This window comes from Streptomyces sp. NPDC086080 (genome assembly GCF_044540255.1).
Classification (GTDB): Bacteria; Actinomycetota; Actinomycetes; order Streptomycetales; family Streptomycetaceae; genus Streptomyces.
In genome coordinates, this window is the sequence record NZ_JBITRU010000021.1 from 67,793 (window position 1) to 80,638 (window position 12,846).

The 12,846-nt window shown below is 75.1% G+C and carries 7 protein-coding genes; 4 read left to right on the forward strand and 3 right to left on the reverse strand.

Annotation, left to right across the window (positions count from 1 at the left end; all coding sequences use genetic code 11):
- Positions 1 to 50: 50 nt before the first annotated feature.
- Positions 51 to 2,786 (reverse strand): AAA family ATPase, encoded by a 2,736-nt coding sequence (locus tag ACIF9R_RS23960; RefSeq protein WP_399983568.1) that lies wholly within the window; start codon positions 2,784 to 2,786, stop codon positions 51 to 53.
- A gap of 160 nt (positions 2,787 to 2,946) precedes the next feature.
- Here ACIF9R_RS23960 and ACIF9R_RS23965 point away from each other — a divergent pair, with 160 nt between their 5' ends.
- Both ACIF9R_RS23965 and ACIF9R_RS23970 read left to right on the forward strand, forming a co-directional pair.
- Complete coding sequence (locus ACIF9R_RS23965) at positions 2,947 to 5,397, forward strand: LuxR C-terminal-related transcriptional regulator (RefSeq protein WP_399983570.1); 2,451 nt, start codon at positions 2,947 to 2,949, stop codon at positions 5,395 to 5,397.
- Positions 5,394 to 8,225 (forward strand): LuxR C-terminal-related transcriptional regulator, encoded by a 2,832-nt coding sequence (locus ACIF9R_RS23970; RefSeq protein ID WP_399983572.1) that lies wholly within the window; start codon positions 5,394 to 5,396, stop codon positions 8,223 to 8,225. Before ACIF9R_RS23965 ends, ACIF9R_RS23970 begins: the two co-directional genes overlap by 4 nt.
- Positions 8,226 to 8,888: 663 nt before the next feature.
- Here ACIF9R_RS23970 and ACIF9R_RS23975 read toward each other — a convergent pair.
- Both ACIF9R_RS23975 and ACIF9R_RS23980 read right to left on the reverse strand, forming a co-directional pair.
- Positions 8,889 to 9,611 carry a LuxR C-terminal-related transcriptional regulator gene (locus tag ACIF9R_RS23975; RefSeq protein ID WP_399983575.1) on the reverse strand — a complete coding sequence of 241 codons (723 nt, stop codon included), beginning with the start codon at positions 9,609 to 9,611 and terminating at the stop codon, positions 8,889 to 8,891.
- A 226-nt stretch (positions 9,612 to 9,837) separates the two neighbouring features.
- Positions 9,838 to 11,067, reverse strand: a complete 1,230-nt coding sequence (locus tag ACIF9R_RS23980; protein WP_399983578.1) for a macrolide family glycosyltransferase — start codon at positions 11,065 to 11,067, stop codon at positions 9,838 to 9,840.
- 195 nt (positions 11,068 to 11,262) lie between these two features.
- On the opposite strand from ACIF9R_RS23980, the gene ACIF9R_RS23985 reads away from it, so the two are divergent.
- Together ACIF9R_RS23985 and ACIF9R_RS23990 are read left to right on the forward strand one after the other, a co-directional pair.
- Positions 11,263 to 11,913, forward strand: coding sequence for a class I SAM-dependent methyltransferase (locus ACIF9R_RS23985; protein WP_399983581.1), 651 nt, complete (start codon positions 11,263 to 11,265; stop codon positions 11,911 to 11,913).
- A gap of 21 nt (positions 11,914 to 11,934) precedes the next feature.
- Positions 11,935 to 12,795 (forward strand): 1,4-dihydroxy-6-naphthoate synthase, encoded by an 861-nt coding sequence (locus ACIF9R_RS23990; protein WP_399983584.1) that lies wholly within the window; start codon positions 11,935 to 11,937, stop codon positions 12,793 to 12,795.
- The last annotated feature ends 51 nt before the right edge of the window (positions 12,796 to 12,846 follow it).

The window sequence follows — 12,846 nt, forward strand, 5'->3', positions numbered from 1 at the left end:
GGAGCCAAGGGCCGGATGGCAACCGTCCGCCCACCCTTCGTGACAGAGGGTCAGACAGTGTCGCACAACAGGCCCGTGCGGAATGCCCTTTCGCCCGTCGTGCGGCGCATGTAGGGCACAAGACCGGAGCGGCCCGCCACTCCCAGCCGCCGGTACAGCCCGGTCAGGATCTTTTCCACTGCGCGCCGGGTGACACGGAGTTCCGCAGCCACCTCCTGATTGCTGTGCCCGAGGGAGACCAGTGCGGCCACCCGGTATTCCGCATCGCTGAGCCGTCCGCGGCCGGGCGCCACGATGCCCGGCTCGTCGGCGAAGGGAACGGCCGAGAAGCGCAGGATCGACGCTCCTGTCGCGTCGGCGATCCGCTCGGCCTCGGCGAGGAGTTCGGCGGCCCCGGACCGCCCCGCGTCACGCAGCCGGTTGCCGTACGCGGTCAGGGCCCGGCCCAGTTCCAGCGTGTCGGAGCTGTCGCGCAGGACGCCGACGGACTCGGCGAGCAGCGACAACGCGTACCGTCCATCCACCAGCGTGCCCCAGATGCGCAGGACGCGGCCCAGCGCGGCGGGCGCCCCGAACGCCCGGGCCCTGTCGCAGGCGTGGGACAGCAGTTCGAGCGCGGTCCCCCGCTCGCCGATGCGCAGCAGGGAGGGCAGGCACCACAGGTGGATCGGGAAGAGCGTCTGGTTGTGCCAGCCCGCCGCCTCGGTACGGCGCACGGTCTCCAGCAGGTCCGCCCGGGTGGGCGGTTCGCAGTACATGGCGCCCGAGATGCGCAGCACCCGGAGGGTGAGGCCGCGCATCGGCAGTCCGGTGTGCCGCGGCTCGGCCGGCAGGTCCCGCAGCCGCTCGGCCAGCCAGGGATCGCGTGTCTCCGCCGCCACGGACATCAGACCCAGTACGGCCAGCCAGTCGTTGTCGCCCAATATGCCCCGGCCCGCCGCGCAGGCGGCCCGGGCGTCCGCACGGGCCTGGGCGAGCCGGCCGGCGCGCAGGGCGGCCAGCGCCCGCCAGCCCAGCATCCGGGTCCGCTGTCGCTCGTCGCCGCGCTGCCGCGCCGCTTCGAGGGCGGTGTCCAGCCAGTCGCGCACGGGTTCGTCGGCCTCGGCCGCGATGCCCGAGGCGATCATCAGGGCGGACGCACCGTACTCGGAGGCGGCCGAGGCCGGTTCCTGGTCCAGCATCCAGCGGACCAGGGCGGCGACTTCGGCGGACCGCAGCCGTGTGCCGAGGGAGCAGGCGAAGGTGAGCACCGCCGCGAGTTCACGCCGTGCCGCGCCGCCGGGCCCGTGCATCAGCTCGCGCAGGCGCTCGACGGTGGCGGCGGAGGCGTGCGGCCCGGTGGCGGCGAGCAGACGGGCGCGGGCCTCCAGGCGCAGGGCCAGGTCGGCGGTGTCCGGGCCGGCCTCGGACAGGGCGGCCCGGGCGGACTCGATCATCCCGGACGCCTCAGGGGCGGCGACGAACAGCGTCAGCGGCGCCTCGGCCACGACCGCGGCGCGTTCGCGGGGGGAGGTCAGCAGCGGGAACGCCTGGGTGATGTGCCGCAGCATGGCGGAGGCGTCGGTGTCCTGTTCGGCGTCGGCGAGGGCGGCGAGGAAGTCACCGCGCTGCGGGCTGTCGGGCGGGAACTCCCGCAGGGCCCGGCGCAGACAGCGGATCGCGAGGTCGATGTCCCCACGGCGCCGCGCGTCGTCGGCGGCCTCGCGCAGCAGTGGGGCGGTCCCGGGCCATGCGCCGGGGCCGATTTCGAGGAGGTGGGGGGTGACCAGTTCGACCGGGGCGCCCGAGGCATGGAGGAACTCGGCGGCCCGACGGTGCACGGAGGTGCGGTCGTCGAGGGCGAGGCCGTCCTCGGCGATCTGCCGTACGCACTCCCACAGCGCGCGCGGGGCGCAGCCGTCGGCCGCCCAGCCCAGCCTGCGCAACGCGTGTTCCGCGGCTGCCGTCCCGGCCGGATCGAGGTCCGCGACGCGCGCAGCGGTGCGTACCCCGCCGGCCCCGCCGAGGAGCGCGGCGCAGTAGGCGAGCCGTCGTACCGGCTCGGCGTGGCCGTTCAGCGCCGCGGCCACCCGTCCCCGCAGGGTCCAGGGCACCGGGCGGTCGAGGGCGGTGGCGAGCGGATCGGCGGGAGGAGCGGGTGGCGGCCCGTCGGTCAGGCGGTCGAGCAACGAGTGGAGCAGGGCCGGGTTTCCGCCCGTCGCCCGGACCCAGTCCGGGGCCGGCGCGTCCGCCGGACCGAGGCCGCGCTCCTCCAGCAGGGCGCGCACACCGTCCGCGCTCAGCGGCCGGGTCCGCACCACCAGGTGGGCGGCGAGCAGCAGGTCCTGCACCGCGGGCAGGTCGGCGGCCGCTTCGCCCTCGCACACCGCGGCCACCACGAGCAGCGGGGCGGGTGCGGGGTCGGCGAGCAGAAGGGCCAGCAGGTCCAGCGACGCCTCGTCGGCCCACTGCACATCGTCCACCAGCAACGCCACGGGCCCGGCGCGGCGTTCGGCCCTCACCACCCCGTCCACGACGGTTTTCCGCCGCATTCCGGGGACGGGCTCGTCGCCGGGGAGGAGTCCGGCGATCACCCCGAGGCGACTCCCCTGGTCCGGACGGCTGCCGGCGGCACGTCGTACGAGGAAGCCGCTGCCTGCCGCCAGGTCCCCGACGGCACCGAGGAACGCCGAACGGCCCGTCCCCGGGGCGCCCGTGACCGCCACGAAAGCGGCGCGTCCGTGGCGTGCGCCTGCCATCGCCGTGCGGAGGGTGGCGAGTTCCGCCGCCCGCTCGTGGAGTGGCACGGACAACTCCCGGCTCGCGCTTCCATGTTGGTTACAACTTCAACATAAAAAACAGAACTGTCATATCGTAATCATCATGAGCTCGAACCGATCAGAGCACATACGTCTGGTGTCCCCTCACCCAGCCCTCCGGTCGAGCCGTCCCTCCGCCCGCTGTGTCGTGTCACTGAGCCCTGTCGACGAGGCCCCCGTCGACGACGTCGTGCGCCAGGTCGGCGCGGTGTGCGGCAAGGAGGCCACGGTGCGCAGCGCGGCCTGCCGGCCCGACGAGGCCCGTACGGAGCACGCCGTACTGAGGCGGCTGCTCGGCGGGGCCGCACCGGAGCCCGTCCCCCCGCACCAGGTGCATCACGCGGCCCTCGCCTACGTCAGCGGGCTGCTGGGACAGGCGCCGCTGGTCCTCTCCCTGACCGACGCGCAGTGGTGCGACGAGGGCACGCTTCGCTGGATCGACCACCTGATGCGCGGCACCTCCGGGGCCCCGCTGACGGTGCTGCTGAGCCTGCCGGAGAGCGCGCTGCCCGCCGCGGCGGGCGCCTTCCACGACCTGGTGGCGCAGGACTACTGCGCGGTCACCGACATGTCCGGGACGGCGCCGGGCGACACCGGCGGGCCGGCCCGGTCCGGCCTCGACGGCACCGCTCACACGTCACATCCGCTGCGGGTCGCCCGGGCGGCCGTCCTGTTGCGCAGCACCGACGCCGATCTCGTCGGCGCCCTGGCCGGGCTCCCCGCCGGAGTGGCCAGGCGGGCGCTGGACGCCGCACGGGATCTCGGGCTGCTCCCGACCCGCCTGCCGACGCAGGGCACCCCTGCTCAATTCGCCGCACTGTTCGCGGCGTTGCCCGCCGCCGAGGCCGAGCGCATGAGGGCACAGGCCGCCGAGATCCTCAACGACGCCGGACGGCCCCCGGGGCAGGTGGCCGACCTGCTCCTCGGACAGTCCGGCCTCGACCGGCCCTGGATGACCGCCATCCTCAAGGAGGCGGCCACCGCGGACCGCCATGACCGCCCCGCGTCGGCGGCGCGCTGGCTCCAGCGGCTCCACGACAACGATCCCGCCGATGTCGCCGTCCGCACGAGTCTCGCCACGCTGCTGGGCGACATCGACCCGACGGCCGCCCATGAGCACCTCCGGGGACTGCTCGCCGACACGGACGATCCGCGGGTCCGTGCCCGGGTGTCCGTCCCGATGCTGCTCACCGCGCTCATGACGCACCGGGCACCCGACACTCCCGGGACACTCGGCGCGCTGCTGAACAGGATGCGCGGGCCGGGCGCGCATCCGGCGTCGACGGCAGGGGCCCGTCCGACGGGGGCGGCCTGGGCGCTCTCACCGGACGACGCGCCCGACCGGACCCACGGCGGCACCCCGCTGCCGGGCGGCGGCACCAGGGAGTACCTCGCGCGCGCCGCCCTCGCCCTGCGCGACGCGCTGGTGGGTGTGGATCCCCGCACGACGGCCGCCGACGCGCGGCAGGTCCTCGCCGCGGACGTGCCGCGCGCCGCCTGGGCACGGGTCGCGGCGGCCCAGGTTCTCGGGCTGGCCGACGACACCACCGCCGCACTGGAACACCTGGACCGCATCGCCGCGGACAGCGAGCGGCGCGAGGAGGTGTGGGCCGACTGCCACGCCCGCTCGGCACGGGCACTGCTCCTCCTCGAGACGGGCCGTACCCAGGAAGCGGCCGAGGCCGCACGGGCCGCCGCCCGGATCGCCCGCGGACACGGCTGGGAGCAGGACAGCCACCTGGCGCCGGTCGTCCTGGCCCTGGCGCTGGTGGCCCGCTCCGACCTCGACGGGGCCGAGCAGGCACTGCGCCGGCTCGACGGCCGTCACCTCGGGCACTCCGTGTGGGCCCACCACCATCACCTCATGGCACAGGCCCTCGTCCGGCGCGGCCGGGGCAGGCCCGGGGAGGCTCTGCGGCTGATGGAACGGTGCGGGAGCAGCCTCGCCGAAGCCCACGTGGAGAACCCGGTGTTCACCACGTGGTGGCTGCACAGCGCCGACCTGCTCCTGGTACTGGGCCGGACGAAGGACGCGATCGAGCGCGCCGAGCACGGCCAGCAGCAGGCCGAGCGATGGCCCACGGCCCGCAGCACCGGGCTGAGTCTGCTGGCGCGGGGCATGGTGGCCACCGCCGCCTCCGAGCAGGTCGACCTGCTCACCGAGAGCGTCCACGTGCTGGCGGGCAGCTCCGACCAGCATGCTCTCGCCCTCGCCGAACTGCGCCTCGGACGGGCGCTGTTGCGGCGGGACGACAGGAAGGGGGCGCGAAGCCGTCTGCACGCGGCACGGGCGACGGCCCTGCGGTGCGGTCTGACCGCCGTGGCCGAGTCGGCGGAGGCCGACCTCGCGGCGGCGGGTGGCCGGCCCGCGCGGGTCGCGCTGAGCGCCGCCGAACGACCGGTGGTGGAGCTGGCGGCGGGGGGCGCGACGAACCGGGCCATCGCCGACGCCCTGTTCCTGACCGTGCGCACCGTCGAGTACCACCTCACGAACGCCTACCGGAAACTCGGCGTCACCGGCCGCGCCGGTCTCGCGGAGTGGCTCGCGGCCACGGACCCGGAGAGTCCCCCGGCCGGTGGGACCGGGGAATCCCGTTGAGTCCTCCGTCCCGAGCGGCCGGCGAGCGGTCCCGGCTCCTGGAGCGGGCGGCCGAGGCGGCGGCCCTGCGGTCCGCCGTGCGCGAGGTGGCGCAGGGCGGCTCGGCGACCGTCGTCGTGCACGGGCCGCCGGGGAGTGGACGCAGCGCGGTGCTCGCCGTGGCGGCCGCGACGGCCCGGCGGGCCGGGCTGCACGTCGTCGAGGTGCGAGGGGATTCCGCCGCCTCGCACGACGGCCGTGACGCCGCCGCGGCCCCCACGGCGCGCGACCGGCCGCGGGCGCCCCTGGCGGTCGTCGCCGACGACGCGCAGTGGGCCGACCTCCGCTCGGCACCGTGGCACACGCTCCTCGCACGACCCCTCGACGACCGGCCCACGCTCCGGGTGGTGGCCGGCGGCGACCCCTCGGTACTGCCCCGGGCCGAGCCGCGCCGGTACGAACTGGCGCTGCGCCCACTGAGCGGGGCGGCCGTACGGACCCTCCTCACCGACGCCTACGGCGAAGCCGCCGGCGACGCGCTGGTCCCGGCCGCCGTCGCCGCGACGGGCGGCACCCCGGCGGTCCTGTGTGCCGTCCTGCGGCGGTGGCCCGCCCCGGCACCGGACGCCGAGGACTTCATGGCCCTGGCCGAGCAGCTCGGCAGGCACCGGCTGCGGCGGGTCCTGGACCGGTTGCCCGCACATGTGGTCGCGCTGGTGCGGGCGAGCGCGGTGGCGGCCGGGGACTTCTCCCCCGGCCAGGTCCACGAGCTGGCCGAGGTGCCCCCGTCGCTCCGCGAGCAGGCCCTCGCCGAGCTCCGCCGCACCGGTCTGCTGAGCGCCGCCGCCCCGCCCCGGCCGTACCATCCGCTCGTCGCGGAACTCGTCGCGGAACAGGTGCTCGGCCTCATGGACGAAGCCGACCGCCGCGCGCTGTACGAGCGTGCCGTGCGGCTGGGCCGCCGCGAGGGGGCCCCGGAGGCGGTCCTCGGCCGGCTCGTGGCGCACACGCGTCTGGCCGAGCCGTGGGTGCCGGCGGCGCTGTACGCGGCGGGCGAGTCGGCCCGGCGGTCCGGGGACGACGCGGCCGCGTTCTTCGAACGGGCGCTGGACCGGGGGGCGTCCGGTGCGCTGCGGACCAAGGTGTTGCTGGGCCGGGCGACGGTACGGTCGCCGGGCGCGCCCGAGGCCGCCGACCGGGCGCTGCGCCGCGTCCTGGCGGAGACCGACGCCCCGGACCTGTCGGCCGACCGCCTCCTCGCCGCCGACCTGCTGACCCTGCGCGGCGGGGACCGTACGGCGGCCGCGCTCGCCTCGGCCGCGGCGCGGGACACCACGACGCCGGCGGAGAGACGGACCCTCCTCGCGCTGCGGGAGGTGGCGCTGGAGGCCGGACCGGCGACCGGGAGCACCCCCGCCGAGGCCGGACCGCCGCAGGCGGGGCCGCCCGCCGCAACCACCCCCGCCCAGGCCACCCCGCCACAGGCCGGACCCGCGACCGAGAGCACCTCCGCCGAAGCCACCCCGCCGCAGGCGGGGCCGGTCGTCCTTGCCGCCGCCCCGGCGCCCGCGCCGCCGGGACCGCGTGGGCCGGTGCCGGGCACACCGCCGGATCACGCCCCGGCTTACGAACCCCTCGCGGCCGAGGACGGTGTCGTGGCGTGGCGGAACTGTGTCGCCGGACGGGGCATTCATCAAGCGCGGCGGCTCGCGGCCGGCGTGTTCTCCCGGGCCGGTACCGGGATGCTCGCCCCCGCGCTGGCGGCGGCGCGGGCGCTCGCCGTCGCCGAGGACGTGGACGGGGCGCGGGACGGACTCGCACGGATCGAGGCCGAGGCCCGTCGGAGGGGCGTGGGGACCGCGGTCGCGCTGGCCCGGCTGAACCGGGCGGAACTGGCCCTGCGCCTCGGCGATCTGGCGACGGCCGGGGAGCAACTTGCCGAATGCGTGGCGGAGATGCCCCGAGCCCACTGGCCCCCTCGGGCCCTGCCGCGGCTGATCGCCCTGGAGGCGCTCCTCGCCCTGGAGTCGGGACGGCCGGACGCCGCCGAATCGGTACTGGCGGGGTACGTGCCGCACCGTTACGAGTACGGGCTCGGCCGGGCCCACCTGCTGTACGCGCACGGCGTCCTGGGCCTGCGCACCGGGCTGTTCCACGAGGCGCGGGCGCAGTTGCGGGAGTGCGGCCGGATGCTGCTGGCGCTCGGGTGCCGCAACCCCGCCGTCGTGCCCTGGCGTTCCCATCTGGCCATGGCGGAGGCGACCGCGGATCCCGGCGCGGCCGCCCGTCTGCTGGCCGACGACCTGGCGGCGGCCCGGGCCTGGAGCGCGCCCGGCACGATCGGCCTGGTGCACCTGTGGACCGGTCTCACCCTCACGGGACCGGGAGCGCTGCGGTCTCTGCGTACCGCGGTGCGCGTGCTCGGCGATTCGGCGGCGCGCGCACGGTATGCGCAGGCGATGGCCGAACTGGCCACGGCGCTGCTCGCCGACGGCCAGTCCGCCCACGCCCGCCGCGTCCTGGACGGAGCGCTGGCGGTGAGCCGGGCCGGGGCCCGGCCCGTTCCCCGTGTCAAGGAGGTCGCCGCCCACTTCGCCTCGCTGCCCCGGACCAGCCTCGCGCGGCTGAGTCCGGCCCAGCGGAGGGTCGCGATACTGGCCGCGGAGGGACGGTCCAACCGGGCGATCGCCGAGGCGCTGTCGGTCAGCCTGCGCATGGTCGAAGCGCATCTGACCAACACGTACCGGGCGTTGGGCGTCAAGGGCCGCACCGACCTGGCGGCGGTCCTCGGCCATGGGGGCGGCCCGGGCGAGCCGCCCGGCTCCGCGCACGCGGCCGGTACCGGCTAGCCAGGGTACGTACGTCCCGCCGCCGGACACGTACTCCCACGGCCCCGCAGCCCCGCAGCCCCGCAGCGCCGCAGCGCCGCAGCGCCCGGACGCGGACCGGAATGGCACGCCGAGCGGACCCACCCCGCACACCACCGGCCGGGCCCCGAAATGCCGTACCCGGCAGGCCGGACTCACACCGTCCACCACCCCACAGCACCCGGCACCCACCAGGACGGCGGACCGACCCGACCCACCCCCGCACACCACCAGCCGAGCCCCGAAATGCCGTACCCGGCAGGCCGGACTCACACCGTCCACCACCCCACAGCGCCTGGCGCCCACCGGGACGGCGGCCCGACCGGACCCACCCCGGACACCACCACAGCACCACAGCACCACAGCACCACAGCACCACAGCACCAGCCAGACACCCCGAACACAGGCCGCACCACCGGCCGGGCCCACCGGAGCATGGGACGGGCGTCCGCCGGGCGACATGTCCGAGGCCGACGGGGCCGACTCGGAGAAGCCCATCCGCCGCGGACGCGTGCTCGCACCGTCCGCCGCCCCGCAGCACCGGGACGGGGAACCCGCCGGGACCACCCCGGACACCACCACAGCGCCAGCCGGGCTCCCCCGAAGTGCCGGGACCGGCAGGTGGGATGCCCGCCCGGTGGGGGGCTACGTCCGGAGTCCGGAGGAGCCCGGATGCCACGCCCCGACCAGGCCCTCGCGCAGGGCGACCGCCACCGCCTGGGTGCGGTTCGGGCAGTTCAGCTTGGACAGGACGATCGCCACGAGGCGCTTGGCGGCGTGCTCGGACACGGACAGGGCGTGGCCGATCTGCCGGTTGCTCAGCCCTTCGACGAGGAGTTCCAGCACCTGCCTCTCGCGTTCGGTGAGCACACCGATCAACGATCCGCTCCGTGGCGCGGCGTCCCGGCCGACCCGCGCGGGCGGCGGCTTCCGCGGGACGGCCTGCGGGGCGAGCCGCTCACCGCGGGAGAGCCGTCCGAGCGCCACTCCCAGTTCCTCGGTGGTCAGCGCGTCCCGGTCCAGGACGGCGTCGTGGGGTACGCCGGCGCCGTACGCGGCGCGCTGCACCTCGGCGGAGGGCAGCATCAGCACGACCCTGATGCCGTTCCTGCGGGTGACCGCCGCGAGGTCGGCCACCCAGGCCTCCTCCCCCGTCCCGGCGCCGTTGTCGCACCACAGCACGAGGACGTCGCAGGAGAGGACGAGCAACTGGATGGCGTCCTCCGGAGCCGCCGCCGTGAAGTCCTCCGGCTCGAAGACGGCGTGCTGACCCACATGCCCGATGTCCGCCAGCATGCGGGCGAGCCCACCGCGGGCGACCTCGCTCCGCGCCACCACGGCGACTCTGACCGATTCCCACGCGTTCACTTACCGCTCCCCCGTCCAGCCATCCGAACGACTGCCGCACGATCCGCACGATCCGGCCGATCCACGGCCGAGTCGCGCACATCCTTGAATACCACTCGGACCGGAACGCTCTCTACCGCTCTCTCTCCTCACCGGTCACGTATTCCTCCTGGCGCGACGCGCGTAGAATGCGTGGAGCACGCGGACGGGCGAACACCACGGCCTGAGCCGGGAGTTCGCCGCGGCCCTACTCGGTGCGGGACACGATCGTCCGGCGGGCGGCCACCGCCTCCACGTAGTCCGCCGCGAGGGCCGGACCTCCACAGGCCCGCAGGTCCTCGCTCAGCGACCGGACCCGCTCCCGCGTGGCGGTGCCGGTGGCGACACGGTCCACGGCCGCGCGCAGCCGCTCGGCGGACGCCTCGGCGGGCGGCACGTGGATGCCCAGGCCGAGTGCGTCGAGCCGGGCCGCGATCAGCCGCTGCTCGGGCATGTTCGGCACGGCGACCACCGGCGTACCGAAGTACAGGGACTCCATCACACTGTTCATGCCCGCGTGCGACACGAAGGCGTCCGCCTTTTCCAGCACCGCCAGTTGGGGCGCCCAGCGGTGCAGCTGGACGTTGTCCGGGACGATGGACAGGCCGTCGTCGCCGGTCCACTGCCCCGCCGAGACGACCACCTGCCACTCGGTGTCCCCGAAGGCCTCGACGCAGCGGCGCACCAGCGCGCGCTGGTGGTCGAAGCTGAAGCTGCCCATCGACACCAGCAGCAGCGGGCGCCCGTCGCCCGGCGGGTGCCAGGGGGTCTCGTCGGCCCGGTTGCCGATACAGGGGCCGACGAAGGCGAACCGGTCGTCGAAGGTGTCCCCCGCGGGCTGGAACGGGCGGGGCAGGAACACCAGGTTGGCGTCGTCCGCGGGCGCATTGAACTCCTCCAGCGTCACGTCCTCGAGGCCGTGGTCGCGCAGCAGTCGCCCCTGCTTGACGAAGAAGTCGACGAGGGCGGGATGTTCCCGGTCGATCTCGCCCGCGTACAGGTCGCCGATCTGCTGGGTGAGCGAGTAGTGCTCGTTGGACGCGAAGGTCGCGAAGAGTTCGATCGCGGGCCGCCGCCACTTGCGGGACAGTACCCGGCCGGCGGCGAAGGTGCTGACGTCGTACAGCACCACGTCCGGGATGTCGTCCGCGAATCCGGCCTCGTAGACCGGGACGGTGGCGATGGCCTCGTCGATGGAGCGGACCGGCTCACGCACCATGTACTCCGCGTCCACCCGGTCCGGCAGCTCGCGCGAGGCGAGCCACGACTCGTACGGCAGCACCTCGGCGCCGGCCGCGGCGGCCAGCGGAGCGAAGCGCGCGTTGGTCGCGAAGGTGACCCGGTGGCCACGGCGTACGAGCTCCGCGACGACGGGCAGCGTCGTGTTGATGTGTCCGTGAGCGGGGAACGGCAGGAACGCCACGTGATACGCCGACATGGACGGCAGCATGCCAACGCCGGCGGCGGGCGGCCGAGCCCGCCGGCCGAACACTGGGGAATCCACCAGGTGTTTCCTGCGGTTCGCCGCACAGTTCGGGAGAACACCTGGACTGTGCGCCTCGTGGTGGATCCGTGCCCGGCCCCCGTGCTCCCGTGGGGCCGACAACCCGGATCCGACGGAGAGCGAGACGCCGTGAGCAAGCCAGCAGGTCGTGCCGACGCGTGGTCGCGCCGGCACGAGGAGCGCAACCCCGGCCTGGACGTGTTCTCGCGCGGCTGGCCCGACCAGGCCCCCGACACGGTCTGCGGCTGGGGCTCCAGCGAGCCGCACACCCAGCTCGTCCGCAAGGGCCTCCTCACCATCCTCGAGACGCACCGCGTGAGGACGCTGAACGACGCCGGCTGCGGCGATCTGGCCTGGATGAGCACGGTGGACCTGCGCGGGGTCGACTACGTCGGCTACGACGTCCACGAACGTGACACCTGGGCGGAGTTGCGGCAACACGGTTACCGACTGGAAGTCCTCGACATCACCGCGCAGGAGCTGCGCCCGGCCGATCTGCTGATCTGCCGTGACGTGTTCATCCATCTGCCGAACCACATGATCCTGCCCGCGCTGGAGCGGTTCCGCCGCTCCGCGCCGCTCCTGCTCACCACCGGCTACACCAGCGACCCCACCCTGGAGGGGGGTGAGTTCTCCAACTTCGCCCGGATGGAGGCGCCGAGTCTGCGGCACGCGAAGCTCGATCCGGCCCTGCCCCCCTTCGGCCTCGGGGAGCCGCTGGAACGCATTCCGGAGAACTCGCCCAACAAGTACCTCGGCCTGTGGGACCTGACCCGCTGACCGACCGACTCCAGGAGCGTCATGGCAAGCCCCACCACCCTCGCCCACTCGCCCTGCCCCAACGACACGTTCGTCTTCCACGCCTGGTCGGCCGGGCTGCTGCCCGGCGCGCCCCCGCCCGAGGTCACGATCGCCGACATCGACGTCACCAACACCCTGGCCGAGCAGGGTGGACAGGACGTCCTGAAGATCTCGTACGCGGCGCTGCCGTACGTCCTCGACCGGTACGCGCTGCTGCCCTGCGGCGGCGCGCTCGGCCACGGCTGTGGTCCGCTCCTGCTCACCCGTGACGCCCTCGAACCGGCCGACCTGGCCGGCCGGGTGGTCGCGATCCCGACCGAACGCTCCACCGCGTACCTGTTGTTCCGGCTGTGGGCGGCGCGCAACGTCGCGGGCGGTGAGGTGCGCACCGTCGTGATGCCGTTCCACCGGATCATGCCGGCGGTCCAGGAGGGTGTGGTGGACGCGGGGCTGGTGATCCACGAGGCGCGGTTCACCTTTCCCGCCTACGGCCTGCACCGCCTGGTCGACCTCGGCGAGGACTGGGAGGCCCGGACCGGCCTGCCCATCCCGCTCGGCGCGATCGTCGCCCGGCGGGATCTGGGCGAGGCGCGACTGGCCGGCATCACCGAGGCGATCCGGGCCTCGGTCCGGCACGCGTGGGCCGATCCCGGGGCGTCCGTCGACCATGTCCGGGCCCATGCCCAGGAGATGGCCCCTGACGTGCAGAGGCAGCACATCGCGCTGTACGTCAACGGGTACACCGAGGATCTGGGCCCCGAGGGCCGTACGGCGGTGCGCACCCTGCTCGGCCAGGCGGTGCGGGCCGGTGCGGTACCGCCGTTCGCGTCCGAGGCGCTGGTTCCGGCCGGCACCGGCTGATGGGTTCCGGTGCGCCCCGGCGGAGGGTTCCCGGGGCGCACCGGCGGCTAC

Coding starts and splice junctions, on each gene's coding strand:
- ACIF9R_RS23980 (WP_399983578.1), bottom strand. CDS start 11,067: ATGTCGGCGTATCACGTGGCGTTCCTGCCGTTCCCCGCTCACGGACAC.
- ACIF9R_RS23990 (WP_399983584.1), top strand. CDS start 11,935: ATGGCAAGCCCCACCACCCTCGCCCACTCGCCCTGCCCCAACGACACG.